Annotated in this window: 17 protein-coding genes; 16 read left to right on the forward strand and 1 reads right to left on the reverse strand. The window is 62.5% G+C overall.

Annotated features, from left to right (window positions below; translation table 11 throughout):
- Positions 1-81: 81 nt before the first annotated feature.
- The 12 genes from ACE3OA_RS19525 to ACE3OA_RS19580 all read left to right on the forward strand — a co-directional run bounded on the left by ACE3OA_RS19525 (position 82) and on the right by ACE3OA_RS19580 (position 9495).
- A complete protein-coding gene (locus ACE3OA_RS19525) occupies positions 82-1068 on the forward strand; it encodes an ABC transporter permease (RefSeq protein ID WP_374313907.1) in 987 nt (328 codons plus the stop codon).
- Complete coding sequence (locus tag ACE3OA_RS19530) at positions 1065-1838, forward strand: ATP-binding cassette domain-containing protein (protein WP_374313909.1); 774 nt, start codon at positions 1065-1067, stop codon at positions 1836-1838. The genes ACE3OA_RS19525 and ACE3OA_RS19530 overlap by 4 nt, the downstream gene beginning before the upstream one ends.
- Complete coding sequence (locus ACE3OA_RS19535; protein WP_374313911.1) at positions 1838-2935, forward strand: hypothetical protein; 1098 nt, start codon at positions 1838-1840, stop codon at positions 2933-2935. The genes ACE3OA_RS19530 and ACE3OA_RS19535 overlap by 1 nt, the downstream gene beginning before the upstream one ends.
- Positions 2932-3930 (forward strand): LacI family DNA-binding transcriptional regulator, encoded by a 999-nt coding sequence (locus ACE3OA_RS19540; RefSeq protein WP_374313913.1) that lies wholly within the window; start codon positions 2932-2934, stop codon positions 3928-3930. The genes ACE3OA_RS19535 and ACE3OA_RS19540 overlap by 4 nt, the downstream gene beginning before the upstream one ends.
- 11 nt (positions 3931-3941) lie before the next feature.
- Positions 3942-5126, forward strand: coding sequence for an AGE family epimerase/isomerase (locus ACE3OA_RS19545; RefSeq protein ID WP_374313915.1), 1185 nt, complete (start codon positions 3942-3944; stop codon positions 5124-5126).
- A 148-nt stretch (positions 5127-5274) separates the two neighbouring features.
- A complete protein-coding gene (locus tag ACE3OA_RS19550; RefSeq protein WP_374313916.1) occupies positions 5275-5952 on the forward strand; it encodes a TetR/AcrR family transcriptional regulator in 678 nt (225 codons plus the stop codon).
- Positions 5949-6320: a hypothetical protein gene (locus tag ACE3OA_RS19555; protein ID WP_374313918.1), complete on the forward strand. Its 372-nt coding sequence runs from the start codon at positions 5949-5951 to the stop codon at positions 6318-6320. The genes ACE3OA_RS19550 and ACE3OA_RS19555 overlap by 4 nt, the downstream gene beginning before the upstream one ends.
- Before the next feature lie 13 nt (positions 6321-6333).
- Positions 6334-6471, forward strand: a complete 138-nt coding sequence (locus tag ACE3OA_RS19560; RefSeq protein ID WP_374313920.1) for a hypothetical protein — start codon at positions 6334-6336, stop codon at positions 6469-6471.
- The gene (locus tag ACE3OA_RS19565; RefSeq protein WP_374313922.1) at positions 6468-7019 is read left to right on the forward strand and encodes a GNAT family N-acetyltransferase; all 552 of its coding nucleotides are present in this window, start codon (positions 6468-6470) and stop codon (positions 7017-7019) included. Before ACE3OA_RS19560 ends, ACE3OA_RS19565 begins: the two co-directional genes overlap by 4 nt.
- Positions 7020-7086: 67 nt before the next feature.
- On the forward strand, positions 7087-7521 hold the full coding sequence (locus ACE3OA_RS19570) for a hypothetical protein (protein WP_374313924.1): 435 nt from the start codon (positions 7087-7089) through the stop codon (positions 7519-7521).
- Positions 7522-8018: 497 nt separating this feature from the next.
- Positions 8019-8915: a GyrI-like domain-containing protein gene (locus ACE3OA_RS19575; protein WP_374313926.1), complete on the forward strand. Its 897-nt coding sequence runs from the start codon at positions 8019-8021 to the stop codon at positions 8913-8915.
- 97 nt (positions 8916-9012) lie between these two features.
- Positions 9013-9495 carry an SRPBCC family protein gene (locus ACE3OA_RS19580; RefSeq protein ID WP_374313928.1) on the forward strand — a complete coding sequence of 161 codons (483 nt, stop codon included), beginning with the start codon at positions 9013-9015 and terminating at the stop codon, positions 9493-9495.
- A gap of 127 nt (positions 9496-9622) precedes the next feature.
- Here the strand turns inward: ACE3OA_RS19580 and hydA are convergent, their stop codons facing one another.
- Entirely contained in the window at positions 9623-11083 is a 1461-nt protein-coding gene (hydA, locus tag ACE3OA_RS19585) for a dihydropyrimidinase (RefSeq protein ID WP_374313930.1), read from the reverse strand.
- 955 nt (positions 11084-12038) lie between these two features.
- Between hydA and ACE3OA_RS19590 the strand changes: the two genes are divergently transcribed.
- The 4 genes from ACE3OA_RS19590 to ACE3OA_RS19605 all read left to right on the forward strand — a co-directional run bounded on the left by ACE3OA_RS19590 (position 12039) and on the right by ACE3OA_RS19605 (position 15802).
- The gene (locus tag ACE3OA_RS19590; protein ID WP_374313932.1) at positions 12039-12422 is read left to right on the forward strand and encodes a type II toxin-antitoxin system RelE/ParE family toxin; all 384 of its coding nucleotides are present in this window, start codon (positions 12039-12041) and stop codon (positions 12420-12422) included.
- Positions 12415-12726, forward strand: a complete 312-nt coding sequence (locus ACE3OA_RS19595) for a helix-turn-helix domain-containing protein (RefSeq protein WP_374313934.1) — start codon at positions 12415-12417, stop codon at positions 12724-12726. Before ACE3OA_RS19590 ends, ACE3OA_RS19595 begins: the two co-directional genes overlap by 8 nt.
- A 107-nt stretch (positions 12727-12833) precedes the next feature.
- The gene (locus ACE3OA_RS19600) at positions 12834-14822 is read left to right on the forward strand and encodes a hypothetical protein (protein WP_374313936.1); all 1989 of its coding nucleotides are present in this window, start codon (positions 12834-12836) and stop codon (positions 14820-14822) included.
- The gene (locus ACE3OA_RS19605; protein ID WP_374313938.1) at positions 14741-15802 is read left to right on the forward strand and encodes a hypothetical protein; all 1062 of its coding nucleotides are present in this window, start codon (positions 14741-14743) and stop codon (positions 15800-15802) included. The genes ACE3OA_RS19600 and ACE3OA_RS19605 overlap by 82 nt, the downstream gene beginning before the upstream one ends.
- The last annotated feature ends 338 nt before the right edge of the window (positions 15803-16140 follow it).

Consider the following 16140-nt stretch of genomic DNA (forward strand, 5'->3'; position numbering starts at 1 on the left):
CACTCTATCCGGCAAGCAGTGGATCCCCGGGTCAAGCCCGGGGATGACGCAGTGGAGCGCCGCATAAGGATTCGCGTACCCGTGACCGACCACACCGTCGACGACAAGCTCGGCCGCATCGCATTGCTGACAAGGCTGTGGCCCTGGCTGTTCCTGCTCACCCTCATCGCCTTCTTTGAAGCCTGGGCGCAGATCGAGGTGGGGCGCACATTTCTTTTCAGCGCCTATAACCTGCAGGCGATCCTGCTGGCGGCCTCGGCGCCCTTGCTCCTCGCCTTGGGGCAGACCTTCGTCATCATCACCAGCGGCATCGATCTTTCCGTGGGCTTCGTCATGGGATTGGCGGCCGTGGTAGTGGCGCAGTTCACGCTGCTGGCCGGCAATACCGAACTGGCCCTCGTCCTCGGCATCCTCGGCACGCTCATCGTCTGCATGGTCTCCGGCTGGATTTCGGGAACCCTGGTGGCGCGGCTGGGTGTGCCGGCCTTCATCGGCACGCTCGGCATGTATGGCGTGGCGCGCGGTGCGGGCTTCCTCTCGGCCGGCAGCGGCATGACCATCTCCATCGACAATCCGGGCCTCGTTTTCCTCGGCACCGGCTGGGCTCCCGTCATCGTCACCGGCATCCTGCTGCTGGGGCTGCATTTCGTCCTCTCGCAGACCAAATTCGGCCAGTACACCTATGCGATCGGCGGCAATCTGCAATCGGCGGCGCGCGCCGGCATCGACGTGAAGCGCCATTTGATCAAGATCTACATGCTATCGGCCGCTTTCGCCGGGGTGGGCGGCATCGTCTATACCGCGCGCTATGCGGCAGGGGCCGCCAATGCCGGCGAATCCATGCTGCTCGATTCCATCGCCGCCGTCGTCATCGGCGGCGCCTCGCTGTTCGGCGGCACCGGCAATGTGGTGGGGACCCTCATCGGCGCGCTCATCATCGCCGTCATCCAGTTCGGTCTCATCTTCATCGATGTCGATGCCTTCTGGCAGTTCATCGCCGTGGGTGTCGTCATCATCCTCTCGGTCCTCATCGACCAATACAAAGACCGGCTGCTGAGGGCGTCATGAGCGGACCGATCCTCGAAGCCAGGAATGTCTCGATCCGCTTCGGCGGTGTCGAAGCGCTGAAAGACGTCTCGCTCAGCGTCGCCCCCGGCGAGGTGCTGGCGCTCGCCGGCGACAATGGCGCCGGCAAATCGACCCTCATCAAAATCATCTCCGGCGTCTATCACCCGCATGAAGGAGCACTCTTCTTCGATGGCGCGCCGCTCACCTTGCGCGACCCGCAGGATGCCCGCGCCAAGGGCATCGAGACGATCTATCAGGACCTCGCCTTGGCCGACAATCTCGACGTCGGCGCCAACATCTTCCTTGGCCGCGAGCCGATGCGCCGGCGCTTCGGGCTCTCCGTCATCGACCGTCCGCGCATGCGGCAAGTGGCGCGCCAGGTGCTTGACCGGCTCGACATCGTCGTCCCGGAAAAGAAACTCGCGGGTCCGGTGCGGACACTTTCCGGCGGCCAGCGCCAGGCCATCGCCATCGGCCGCGCCATTTATTGGGACGCGCGCGTGCTCATCATGGACGAGCCCACGGCGGCCTTGGGTGTCCCCGAACAGCGCAAGGTGATGGAGCTGATCCTGGGGCTGAAGGCGCAGGGTGTTGCCGTCATCCTCATCTCGCACAATCTCCACGACATCTTCGGTGTCGCCGACCGCATCCTGGTGCTGCGCCGTGGCGAGCTTGCCGGTGAGCGCCTGGCGCGCGAGACCGATGGCGACGAGATCGTGCGCCTGATGGTGGGCGATACCTATGCTGCCACCAAGACGGTTTCCAGGTAATGGACCGCTGGCAGATCGCCCGCTGGCAGATCGCCCGCTGGCAACTCGACTGGCCGTTCGGCACGGCGGAAATCATCAGCCTCGGCGGCATGCTGGGCCCGGTGAATTTTCGCCTGCCCGATGGCCGCGCGCTGCAGCCGATGTATCTGGCGCCGTGGCTGAACGACCCGGCAACTCCGGATCTGCCGCCGCTCCTGCGCCATTTGCGCGGCGAATTCCCTTGCGTGCCCTTCGGCCGGACCGATTTTCCGGAAGGACTGGATACTCCGCTCTTTCAATCGTCATCCCCGGGCTTGACCCGGGGATCCACTCTCTCGGCGGCACCAGTGGATGCCCGGGTCAAGCCCGGGCATGACGAGAAAATATGGGAGAGGGCGGACCCCCGCGACGGTTGGGAACATGGCTACAGCGCCAATCAGCCCTGGTCGCTCATCAGCGCGGACCGGCAGCATGTGCGCATCGGCATCGACTATCCGGAAAGTTCACCCATCGCACGGCTGGAGCGGCAGGTGAGCGCCGATCCCGAACAGCCGGCGCTCGACCTCTCGCTCACCATCTGGGCGCGGCAGGACGCCACCCTCCCCGTGGCGTTGCATCCGACCTTCCGCACCACGGGCGGCGTGCGCGTGCTGCCGGGCCCCTTCACGGCGGCCATCGCCTATCCGGTACCGACGGAGACCGACGTGTCGCAGCTCATTGCCGACGGCCGCAGCGCTGATCTTGCCGTCCTGCCCGCCCTTTCCGGCCCACTCGACCTCACCCGTCTGCCCTTGCCGGTCAAAACCGAGGAATTGCTGCAGCTCAAGGATTGCAAAGCGCCGTTTTCGCTCTATTACGAGACGGAGGGGGTGACCATGACCTTGTGGTGGGACCAGGACCAATTGCCCGACGTCATGCTGTGGGTCAGCAATGGCGGCCGCGCGGGCTTCCCTTGGAACGGCCGCAATTACGCGCTGGGGATCGAGCCGGTGAACGGCGCCTTCGATCTCGGCCGTGTCGCCGCCCCGCCCGCGGACCATCCCCTGGCCACCCGCCGCGGCCTAACCTTACGGAAGGGCAAGCCCTTGCGCCTCGATTACCGGATCGCCGTCCAATGAGCATTACCGTGCGCGACATCGCCCGCGAGGCCGGCGTCTCCATCGGCACCGTTTCGCGTGCGCTTAAAAACCAACCGGGCCTCGCCGAAGAAACGCGCCGCCATGTGCGCGCCGTGGCAGCGAGGCTCGGCTATGACCAGGGCAAGCTGCAGCCGCGCAAAATCAGGAAACTCGCCTTCCTGCTGCATCGCCAGCACAACACGCTCGCCAACACGCCTTTCTTCTCGGCCGTCCTCCACGGCGTCGAGGAAGCCTGCCGGACCGAAGGCATCGTGCCCTCCTTCCTCTCCGTAGGGCCGATGGATCCGGTGGCCGAGCAATTGCGCCTGCACGACCCCGATGCCCTGCTCTGCGCCGGCTTCTTCGAGCCCGAACTCCTTGCCGTCTTCCGCGAGGCCGGCAAGCCCATCGCCCTCATCGATCTCCTCGCCGATGGCTTCCTCTCGGTCAATCCGGACAACCAGCGCGGCGGCTATCTCGCCACCCAGCATCTGCTGCGCCAGGGCAGGAAGCGCATCGCCTTCCTCTCCGGCTCGCTCGCCCATTATTCGATCCGCGAAAGATTCCGCGGCCATCGCCAGGCCCTATTCGATGCCGGCATCCTCGCCGACCCGTCCCTCGAAGCCATAATGCCCAACGGCATGGATGTGGAACCGGGCGCCTATCTCGCCATGCAGCAACTGCTCGCGCTCGAGCATCGCCCCGACGCCGTTTTCGCCTTCAACGACAGCGCCGCCTTGAGCGCCATGCGTGCCGCACAGGAAGCCGGCCTCAAACTGCCGCGCGACATCGCCTTTGTCGGCTTCGACGATATCGCCCAGGCGGCCCTCGCCCATCCATCGCTCACCACCTTGCGCGTCGACAAAGAGGAGCTGGGCCGCGTCGGTGTCGATCTGCTGCTGCACGGCGCCGGCGACGGGCCGCAGAATCGCACCCTGCCGGTCGAACTCGTCATCCGCGACAGCAGCATCACCGCCACCCGCATCTCAGCCTGAGGATTCCAGCCTTGCCGAATTTCCGCGACCGCCGGTTCCTCGAAGACCATATCGCGCACACGATGGCTTTCTATCATCCGCGCAGCATCGACCCCTCGGGCGGCTTCTATCATTTCCTGAAAGATGACGGCTCGGTCTACGATGCCACCACGCGGCATCTGGTGAGCTCGACCCGCCTCGTCTTCAACTACGCCATGGCCTGCCGGCATTTCGGCCATGGCAGATATGCGGGCGGCCTGCGCCATGCGCTCCGCTTCCTCAGCGACGCGCATCTTGATCCCGCGACCGGCGGCTATGCCTGGACGTTGCACTGGGAGAACGGCCGGAAGACCCTGCTTGACGGCACCAATCATTGCTACGGCCTCGCTTTCGTGCTGCTCGCTTATGCCCACGCGCTCATGGCCGGCGAGGAATCGGCGCGCGCGCCGTTGGCGGAGACCTTCGCGCTGATGGAGCGCCGCTTCTTCGAGCCCGCTTTCGGCCTCTATGCCGATGAAGCGTCGCCCGACTGGTCGGTCACCGCGCCCTATCGCGGGCAGAATGCCAACATGCATGCCTGCGAGGCGATGCTGGCGGCCTATGAAGCGACCAAGGAGACTCGCTATCTCGACCGCGCCGAATTGCTGGCCGACAACATCACGCGGCGCCAATCCGCTTTGGCCGGCGGCATGATGTGGGAGCATTACCACGCCGATTGGTCGGTCGATTGGGATTACAACCGGCATGACAAAACCAACATCTTCCGCCCCTGGGGCTATCAGCCGGGGCACCTCACCGAATGGGCGAAGCTCCTCCTCATCCTGGAACGGCACCGCAAGCTGGATTGGCTGGCCCCCCGCGCCAAGGAATTGTTCGACACGGCGCTCGCCAAGGCCTGGGACCGCACGCATGGCGGCATCCATTACGGCTTCGGGCCGGAAGGCGAGATCTGCGACGGCGACAAATATTTCTGGGTCCAGGCCGAAAGCTTTGCCGCCGCCGCCTGCCTTGCCCAGCGCACCGGCAACGAGGCCTATTGGCTGTGGTATGACCGCATCTGGGACTATAGCTGGCGCCACTTCGTCGACCACCAACACGGCGCCTGGTACCGCATCCTCACCGCCGACAACCGGAAAATGACCGACGAAAAAAGCCCCGCCGGCAAAGTCGACTACCACACGATGGGTGCCGCTTACGAAGTTCTGAATGTGATTTGAGGGGGGCCGTAAGCGACAACCCCTTGCTACATAAAATAAAATAGAATTTCTGACCGAAGCTTTTTCCCGCCGGTCAAACAATCCGGTTGAGCGCTGCGCCCGTTCCGGTTTTACTGCAGCGAGTGGGGAATATCTGGGGGCATGTGACATGAGCAGCGCGGCCGGCGACGAGGCCTCGACCGACGCGGAGGACAGCCAGCTGGGCGTCCGGGCGCGCAGCCGTGCGCGCATTGAGGCCAGCATCAGGAAGGCCGCGGAGGAGGTCTTTGCCGAGATGGGCTTCGAAGGGGCGTCCACCAGCCTCATCGCCAAGCGCGCTGGGCTGCCCAAGGCCAACCTCCATTACTATTTCAAGACCAAGAACGATCTCTATCAGTTCGTGCTGCGCGACATCATCGAGCTGTGGCTCAACACCGCGCAGGAGATCCAGCCCGATTCCGATCCGGCGACCGCCCTGGCGCATTACATCGGGCAGAAGATCGATCTGGCCCGCGACCGCCCGATCGCCTCCCGCGTCTTCGCCAATGAAGTGTTGCACGGCGCACCGCGCTTCGACCGCTTCATGCGCCAGGATCTCAAGGATTGGGTCGAACGGAAATCCGCTATCATCGAAGAATGGATCGGCCAGGGAAAGATCGACCGGATCGATCCCAAGCACCTCTTCTTCATGATCTGGTCGACGACGCAAACCTATGCCGATTTCGCGACGCAAATCGCCGCCGTCCTCGGCCGGCGCGAGCTCATCGAAAACGACTACCAGCTCGCCGCCAGCCAGATCACCCGGATCATCCTCAAAGGCTGCGGCCTGAAGGCGCCGGAGGCGTGAAGCGGCCTGCGCGCCGGCTTACCCTTGCCCTGTTTGTCCTTTGGACATCGGCGAGCGGGGCGTCGGCCTATACCGGCGCCACCTGCCTTGCTGCCGACAATGAGAGCCGCGCCGCCTGCGTCGCCATGATCGGCGCGGTGCGTGAGTTGATGGTTGATGGCAACAGCAGCGATCCCGCCTGCGCACGGGTCGGCCGGGACGACATGGCGTTGACCGACGGCGTCATCGACTGGATCAAGTCCCGCCCCGACCGCCACGGCGACGATCTTGCCAACCTCATCCGCGAGGCCCTGCTCAGCATCGACCCCTGCACCCAACGCTCGCTTATCCCGGAGATGCCGACAGGCGATCCGATCGATACGGATTGAGGGCGAACTGCGGATGACAAGGCCGCTCGCCTTCAGCCACGCCCTCCTTGCCATGATCGCCACCACGGCGTTGTGGGCGTTGGCGTTCATCGAGCTCGTCTGTTTCGCGCTGTTGATCCGGATTCTGCAGCGGAAGGCCGCCATTCCATGAGTCATGTGATCGTCACGCCGCGGCTGCGGTTGCGCAACTGGCGCGGCGATGACCGCGACGCTTTCGCCGCCCTCAATGCGGATGCTGAAGTCATGTGGGATCTGGGCGGCCCGCTGTCGCGAAAAGAGAGTGATGACAAGTTCGATCGCTACAGCACCACCTTCGATCAAGCCGGATTCTGCCGCTGGGCGCTGGAAGATCAGGGCGGCCGGTTCCTCGGCTATGCCGGCCTCATGCCGGCGCGCGCCGATCATCCGCTGGGACCACATGTCGATATCGGCTGGCGCCTGCTGCGCGCGATGTGGGGCAAGGGCTATGCGACCGAGGCCGCGCGCGCGTGCCTGCAGGATGGATTCATGCGCATCGGATTGCAGCAGATCCTGGCCGCCACGGCCGCCAACAACGCCCGGTCGCAGGCGGTCATCCGGCGGCTCGGGATGAAGCGCGCCGAATGGCTCGACTATGCAGAGCCGCTGGGCTCGGGGATGTGGCATGGCCTCGTCTGGATCGCGCGCAAGGATGGCGCAAAAGTGGCAAATAACGGCTGAAAGCTAGCTTTTTTCGCGCTCAACCCGCTAGACTGGCGCGACCATCACCCAGACGAGTTCCCGTTTCATGAACGCTTCCGACATCCGCACCTTTTTTGACGGTTATGCCCGCGCCTTCACCGCGCAGGATGCCAAGGCGATCTGCGATCATTATGCCTTTCCGGTGCAGATCCTCTCAGAGGATGCGGGCTATGTGTTCCGGGACAAGGCGGAGATGCTGGCCGACATGACGGGCTTCGTGGCCTTTTATGACAAGGTCGACTTCGCCCGGGCCGAGATCGCCGGGTTCGAGTTCCAGCCCCTCAGCCGCGCCTTCGCCCAGGCCCATGTCGATTGGGCACTGATCAACAAGGCGGGCGGGCATATCGTCGACTTCCACACCACCTATACATTGCGCATCGACGGCAAGGACCGCGATGGCGGCGGCCCCGCCATCATCGGCATCCTCGGCCATTCCGAGGACAGCGCCTGGAAACAGCGCGGCGTCTCGATCGACTGGTGAGGGCTAGAATCCGAACGACGGCTCACGCTCCAGATCCCGCTTTAGCGCCGCCAACGGCTCCCTATAGTATGCGGTATAGGGTGGCTGCTGACCGCTCTCAAGCGCATCAAGCAGATCGTAAACACGCGCCTTGGCCTCAACCAGCATACGTATCTGCATTGGTGTACGCTTGTCCCATATCAGAAAGTAGGGTTCGAGACTCTCAAGATCACGTGCCCAGCGGGATGCTCGAGCCAAGGTTGGGGCCATCTCCATCTCTTCGTAAATTCGTCGCAGAATTTCCCTTTCGTCCGGCATACCGGAGGAGAGGACGTAAAAGCACCTCGCTATCGCTGCTCTGAGAGTCTGCCACACAATGGTATCCGTCCCGCCTTTCGATTCAGTGGAGCAGAATTCTGTGCTTCGATCAATTCCACTTACTACCGTTCGATGGTGAGAAACTTCGCAAGCGCGATCAAAGCCCATACGACTAGGGTCGCAGGCGTCGGAGGAGTTCGATGAAACCAGCCACCAGCCTCGATTACAGCCGCCGCATCGACCGGGTGCTTCAGCATATGGGCGCCCATCTCGATGCCGATCTCGATCTCAACGCCCTGGCTGAGATCGCACATCTGTCGCCCTATCATTTCCACCGCATCTATGCCGGCATCACCGGCGAGACGGCGGCGGAGAGCCTGCGGCGGATGCGGCTGCACCGGGCGGCGGGCAGCCTGATCGGCGAGGCGACACCGATCGCCGCCATCGCCAAACGCGCCGGTTATGGCAGCGTCGCCGCCTTCGGCCGTGCCTTCCAGGCAAGCTATGGCATGGCACCCGCCGCCTATAGAAAGCGCGGCGCGCTGGTGATGGATTATTCGGATCATCCTGCGGCATCCCCGTCACAGAAATCGGAGCATGCCATGTTCAATGTCAGTATTCGCGACACCGCGCCCGTGCGCCTCGCCGCCTTGCGCCATCGCGGGCACTATCTGGAGATCGGCCCGGTCTTCGAGCGGCTTTACACCTGGGCCGGCCCACGCGGGCTGATGGGCCCGACGACGCGCGGCATCGGCATCTATTACAGCGACACGCATGCGGCACCGCCGGCGGAATGGCAGTCGGATGCCTGCATCAGCGTCAGTGAGACGGTCACGCAATCGCTTGAAGCGGGGGCGCTTGAAGCGGGGGCGCCGCGCCTCATCGATCTCGCCGGCGGGCGGCATGCAGTACTGCGCCACCAGGGGCCCTATGCCGAACTCCACAAGGCCTATACCTGGCTGTTCGGCACCTGGCTGCCCAATAGCGGCGAGGAGCCGGCGGACCGGCCCTGTTTCGAGGAATATCTCAACAATCCGCGCGACCTGCCGCCGCAGGAATGGCTGACCGAGATCAGCCTGCCGCTGGTCGCCAAATAGCGCGGTCGTAAAACAGAGCTGGCCGGCTGCCACGCTGCTGACAGAATCTGACACTGCATCGAGCTAGGGTCCGCCTTCAGATACGAAGGAGGATCCTATGCGCCGTCATTCTTATGAAACCACGACCGATCTGCCGCCGGAGCGGCTGTACCGGGCGCTGGCCGATGTCGCCAGCTGGCCGCAATGGGATGACGGCATTGAGGCGATCGCCATCGAGGGGCCGGCGGAAAGCGGCGCGGTCTTCGCCTTGAAACCCCGCGGGCGGCACTCAGTGAAACTGCGCGTCGAGACCATGGTGGAACCTTATCGCTTCAGCGACGTGGCCTATCTGCCGCTGGCGCGCATGCGCACCGAACACAGTTTCATCCCGACGCCGACCGGCACCCTGGTGCGCAGCACGGTCGAGATCAGCGGGCCGCTCGCGCGCTTCTGGGACAGGACGCTCGCCCAGGATTATCGCGAAGGAGCAGCGCGGCAGACACGCCGCTTCCTCGCCTTCGCGGCCAATTGGAACAAGCCGGTTGAGCAAACGGCGGCGCCGAAGAAGCAGCGCGCGCTGCCGTTCTATACGGTGTGCTGAGGGAACCCCCACCCGCCGACGCATGTCGGCATTCGCCGACGGGCCTCCCCCTGAAGGGAGAGGGTTTTGCAACGGCCTCAAGCCCCTCTCCCTTCAGGGGGAGGGGTTGGGGTGGGGGTACTTTCTCTTACTCCGCCGCTTTCTCCTGCTTGCGCACGACGCCTTTGGGGGCGCGGATCTCGTTCACTTTCTTCACGGCATCGAAGACGGCCGGGAAGGTCGGGCGGTCGATATAGCGGCCGGCGCCCTTCTCCACCTTCAGTTCGCCTTTTTCATAGACGACCTTGCCCTGTGAGATCGTGACCGACGCATTGCCGGTGACGCTCATGCCTTCAAAGATGTTGTAGTCCACCTTTTGATGGTGGGTCTTGGCGGAGATGGTGCGGGTGGCCGCCGGGTCCCAGACGACGATATCGGCATCGGCGCCGACCGAGACAGAGCCCTTGCGCGGATAGATGTTGAAGATCTGCGCTGCCGCGGTGGAGGTGACGCGCACGAATTCGGAGCGCGTCAGGCGGCCGGTGCCGACGCCGTGATGCCACAGGACGGACATGCGGTCTTCGACACCGCCGGTGCCGTTGGGGATCTTGGTGAAGTCGTTCTTGCCGGCGGCCTTCTGGTCGGCGCAGAAGCAGCAATGGTCGGTAGCGGTGGTGTGGAGATTGCCCGATTGCAGGGCGCGCCACAGCACTTCCTGGTTCTCCTTCGGGCGGAAAGGCGGGCTCATGACATGGGCCGCGGCCACCGCGAAATCCGGGTGACGATAGACGCTGTCATCGACGAGGAGATGGCCGGCGAGCACTTCGCCATAGACGCGCTGGCCTTCGCTGCGGGCCCGCGTGATAGCCTCGACCGCTTCCTTGCATGAGTTATGCACGATGTAGAGCGGGTTGCCGATGACCTGGGCCACACGGATGGCGCGGTTCGCGGCCTCGCCTTCGACCTCGGGCGGTCTTGACAAAGGATGGCCTTCGGGGCCGGTGATGCCCTTTTTCAAGATCTCGGCCTGGAGGTGATAGACGAGCTCGCCATTCTCGGCATGCACGGTGGGGATGGCGCCAAGCTCGAGGCAGCGCGCGAAGGAGAGCACGAGGTTCTCGTCCGGCACCATGATGGCGTTCTTATAGGCCATGAAATGCTTGAAGGAGTTGACGCCCTTCTCGCGCGTCAGGACACCCATTTCCTCGCGGACCTTGTCGGACCACCAGGTGACGGCGACGTGGAAGGAATAATCGGCGCAGGATTTCTGGGCCCATTCGCGCCACTGGTCGTAAGCCGAGAGGAGCGAGGTCTGTGGGGCGGGAATGACGAAGTCGATGATCATGGTGGTGCCGCCGGCAAGGCCCGCCGCGGTGCCGGTGAAGAAATCTTCTGAGGCCACCGTGCCCATGAAGGGCAGCTGCATGTGGGTGTGGGGATCGATGCCGCCCGGCATCACATACTGGCCGCCGGCATCGACCACGCGGGCGCCCGACGGCGCCTCGAGATTCGGGCCCACGGCCTTGATCTTGCCCGCCTCGCAATAGACATCGGCGCAGGTTTCGCCATCGGCATTGACGATTGTCCCACCACGAATCAACAAAGACATCGCGCGCTCTCCCTTGGTTCGGCTGAGCCTTCGGGCGCGTCAGAAGCTGGCGAGGACGCCAGGCTCGGCGAGACCTTGGAGGCTCGTGGCTATGGCACCGCGTCGATGCCGGAACTCATGGCCGGACATCCCGCAGCGTTCTTTTTGATCATTCGGTCAAGGATGGTAGCGGAAAGCAGCCGAGGTGAAAAGCGCGGTGTGGACCGACGCTCGGTCGCACCCGTCACTTGCAGCCCCCTACCCCGCCGACGCATGTCGGCATTCGCCGACGGGCCTCCCCCCCTAAAGGTGGGAGGAGATGAGAGCGAGGTGGACAGTACCAACTCAGCCGGAAAGCCCTCCCACCTTCAGGGGGGGAGGTCGGGAGGGGGGCAGGTTCAGTCTCGATCTCCCATCCTTCGACCCACTTTGCTCATTTGCAATCGCTCGGCGCAGCTATGGTCGGCTTTGGGGCCCGCGCCGATGGGCGGTTGCGTCGGGATTTCCTGCCCGGCCAGGGATCGGCTTGTCCCAGCCGTTCCGGGGAATCGCGTGTCCATGGCGATCCGCAGGGGCGCGCGTGTCCATGGTGCGCCGCAGGGGACGTGTTTGGCCGCCCAACGTCCAGGCGGGACCGCTTCACCCATTGCGGCCGGGGAGCCGGTTCTTTCGTGACCAGCCGCAACGTGGGGCAGCAGCCTTCGGGAATCAAAAGAAGGCCAAGCCCCAAGGATCACCGGACTGCGCCCAGTTTTCCTGGGCCTGCACCGGCACAACCGAGCGATTGCAGATGAGCGGAGCGACCAACCCATCCATGTTCCTGCGCGCTCAGGCATTAGTAGCAAATTCCTAGGATGCTGTCAAGAACAAAAAAGGAACTTTTGTCTTCAATAACACTTTTAATCGTAATATTATGATCCGAACCATCTGAGGACGCTCTTTCCGGCATTGAAAAATATATGACCAAGTAGTATAGATGATGACGCTGCGCGTTTTTAAGAACCGGGCTTTCGCGCGTTGGGTGAAAGGCAATGATCTTGGCGACGGGTCGCTCTGTCGCGCCGCCCACGAAGTCAGACGCGGGCTGATCGACGCGCGACTTGGCGGGCCGTTGTTGAAGAAGCGTGTGGGTAGATTGCATGGCGGCAAGCGCGGTGGGTTCAGAACGATCATCGCCTACCAGGAGAGCGACAGACTGTTCTTCATCTACGGCTTTGCAAAGAATGAGCGTGACAACATCACCAATACCGAACGGATGGTACTGATGGCATTGGGCGAACAATTCATGGCCTGTGACGATGCAGCGCTAGCGCGCGCGATCACAGACGGGTTGCTGCAGGAGGTGGCGTGCGATGGCTAAGAAGAGCCGTATCCTGAGCGAGGTTCTGGAAACTGCCGAGGACCTGCACCGCATCGGCCTTATCGATACGGAAACAATGCGGAAGTTTGATGCGTTGTGCCTGCCGCCGGTGCCGCAATATTCCGCCGCCGACATCAAGCGCATCCGCAAGGCCAACAAGGCCAGCCAAGGCGTGTTCGCCGCCTATCTCAATGTCAGCAAGGCAACGGTGACGGCGTGGGAGCAGAACCTGAAATCACCTTCGCGCATGGGCTTGAAACTGCTCAACCTGGTCGACCGGAAGGGGCTGAAGGCGTTGGTTTGAGTGATGACCTCGCCAGCAAAATCAGCGGATACCAAAATCGAATAAGAACAAATTGACAACATCCATTTTTCGTTGTATGCTAAAAGCATAATAAAACGGAGAATGCAATGTCATACCCAACCGAAATTGGCGCCGGGAAGAACAAGAGCAAATCGACCGACGGTTCGCTCGGTAAGTGGAACGGTGAATCGTTTGCATTCCACTCCAGCGGGGCTGAGACCGAGTGGTTGCGGCAAGCCTACCGGCAGGCGGTCAGCCCCATGACGTGGCAATCGGCGCGGCCGGCGGACTCAAAGACGGACATGATGCTCAAGGCAATGCCCGAAAAGGCCGGCACCACTCACTTCAAAGGGCCAGATGGGCAGTTTCGCGTCATTGGCCCGGAGCAGCGCGAACCGAAAGACGTGACCGAACATCGCCGGCAATCGGTGATGCCATGGTTGAATACTTTACCCAAGAAGCAACAGACGACGTGGCAGGATCTCGCTGACCTTCCGGAGGATCACCCGCATCCTGGCGAGGCCGAGCAGGTGGCAAAATGGATGGGCACCTACGACTCGTTGAAAGGCGAGGTACCGGCGGTCCTGGTGGCGGAGGGACCAATGCCCCGCCCGTTCCGCGTTGCGACCGATGTCACACCGGAGGAAGCTATCGTGGGGAAGCCACTCGCCGACGGGGGTGGCCGTCGAGGAGTCGTTGCTGGCGCAGGGGGACTGCCGCCCGCCCCGAAGCAACCGACCACTCAGGGCGAGGCGCTCGTGAACGTCGCTACCGCGGCCAACGATGACATCTTGAGTGCTATACCGACTTTGACGGACAAATTGATGAAGGAGCCACCCGTCCTCAATTTCAACAGTATGAAGACGCGTCCCTATCCACCGACTGCGGTCATACTCGATACGACACAGCCGGCACCCGCACTCGGTCTCAACGCGGAGCAGATGCAGAACATGTCCTGGGTGGGATTGGACCAGAAACTGCGCGCACAGGACACCTACAATCCGCTGTTCGACTCGCCGCCCATCCGACTTCAGTCGCTGCGATCGCATGCACGCAGCCCCTTGGCGGCGGCACAGGAGGCACTCGATATCGTCCACGAAACACATCTTGCCAAGGGTCGCGATTGGAATCAGGAGCTGCCGCTGCACCCTGAAATTGCCAAGTCTGAGTTCGATAACGCGCTCGAGGCGACCGTGATTGAAGCGACGACCCTATGGACCGGTCGCAAGGACAGCATTCCAACCGCTTTGGAGATCGAGCAGATCCGGCAATACGTGGCACCCCGTCTGGTCGGGTACTTCCCCGCAAGCATGCGGGACAACTTGCTGAAGCGGGATATGCCATCCTCGACTCTGCCCGAGATTAAGAACGGCGCGCAGCGAATCGGCGATCTCATGACCGCCCTCACCTTTGGCGAGATCAAGGAGATCACCGTCGACGGGCAGAAGATCGAGTTATCCGAAATCGGCGTTCAGCCGGATACTGCTACTGAATCGAATAAGCGTCCAGGATCGCATGGCAGTTTAGCCGTGCAGCGCTTCAACTACTTGGTGGGTCAGGAAGTGCAGCAGATGCTGCGGGACTGCCCGGAGGTGGTCGAGTTGGCAGAGGTCGTTAATGGACCAAAGACGCCGAAGGCCGATGGGCCAGGATTTGAAGCGTTCAAGGAAAACACGCTGCAGGACCCGCGTCGCACCGGCGTCAAAGGCAGCATGCGATCTGACATCGCGATCAGGCTAGTCTACAATGGTCAAGATTGCATCTTCCATATCAATTCAGTCGATATGAAAGATGCTTACAATGCCACGGATCGCGAACACGCGAATTTCAATCGGGGAGTGGAGAACGCGCGCGCATTGTTGGATCACTACCTATTGGCCAAAGGTAAGTGGCAAGAACGAATTGCGAAAATGACGCTCAGCGAACGGAACGCCCTAACTATGATCCCGAAGCCAGCGACGGACGATGAAGAAGAATTCCAGCGCATTATGAAGGATTTCATAAAAAGACTTGATTGTGCCAGCATCGTCGCGGAGTGCGAGAAAGGGGCTGGATACATGGATACCCTGCCCAAACAGGGAACATCTTTGCAATGACCACCAAACAAATTTGTCACATCCGCAGTCTGGAACTGCTCGGGACGATGTCGCATCGGGACATGCTGCGCGCGCTGGATGCGATGAAGGTGGCCTATCCAGAATTGCTCTTCTTCGCGCCGGCGCATTTCTATGCGGTGCCCGGCAAGTTAGACCCCGCCAAGAGAGGCCAAGCGGACGATCGGCCATCAAAGGACTTGACCACTCTATACGCCGATGCGGCGAGTTGCTTTGCCGCGTTGGGGGAAGAGCAAGCCGACTTCAAACGAGCCCCGGCGATCCGGATGGCGATGCGGGCGCCGTGGCCGGAGGAGATTGCCTCTGGCGATGTGATGCGGATGCGCGGCGGCGACACCAGCGGGCATTTCAAATATTACGCGGACGATCCGGATCTGTGGCGCCAGAAAGGCCGGCTGGTCGACATGACCGTGCCGGCCGTGGAGCCGCGAACGATCCTGTCGGTCGAATACAATGGCAATAGGCGTCTGTTGCATCCACCGCCGCACCTTCCCAACGAGAAGGCGCATCCGCCCGATAGTTTCGGCGCGGCCCGGGAGATCGATTCGCTTTCCCAGTTCGCGGACGTTTTCACCTGGTACAATGTCGACGATTCCGAGACCGCCGAATTCATGACGACCTTCAAGCGGCTCTTCAACAAACAGATAACGACGCGCTTTGCCTGGTACGATCCGGCGACGGGGCGCTATCTCGATCGATATCGCGGCCGCTACAAGCAGCATATCGGCCGCGACCTGCTGGCGTGGCTGTGCCACCATCCGGGTGTATATGCGGGCATCTCCAGCGTCTTTGAGGATATTCCCGATTTGGCAGGGCGTCTTGTCGGATTGGGCCCGGCGCCGGATTACAAGGCGGAGGTGTTCCTGGAGGAGGGCCTGCCGATTGACGATATCGATGGGTTGACGGCCGAGGAACGCGACCGGTTGTTGCGGCGGCATGAGAAGAAGATGAAGGCGGGGTGAGTGGAAGTGATTCCGTAAGCCGTCACTTGCGCCCCCCTCCCGACCTCCCCCCTGAAGGTGGGAGGAGATGAGAGCGAGGTTGAACGGACGAGGGCGTTCTAGAGCCCTCCCACCTTTAGGGGGGAGGGTTGGGAGGGGGGCCGCCGCAGACTCCACCCTCCGCAAAACTTGCATTATTACGACATTGCCGCGATGCGCGCGGCTGTGCAGAGTGCGGCGGGGCCGGGGTGATGGCCGATTTTTTTGGTTTCAGGCGGGCGTGTATTTTGGCGACATCGGGGCAAGAGGCGGCCGGGAACAACCTGGCGGGCGCGAGCGGGGCAGCCGGAAATAACGCG

Source organism: Dongia sp., assembly GCF_041906375.1.
Lineage (GTDB): Bacteria > Pseudomonadota > Alphaproteobacteria > Dongiales > Dongiaceae > Dongia.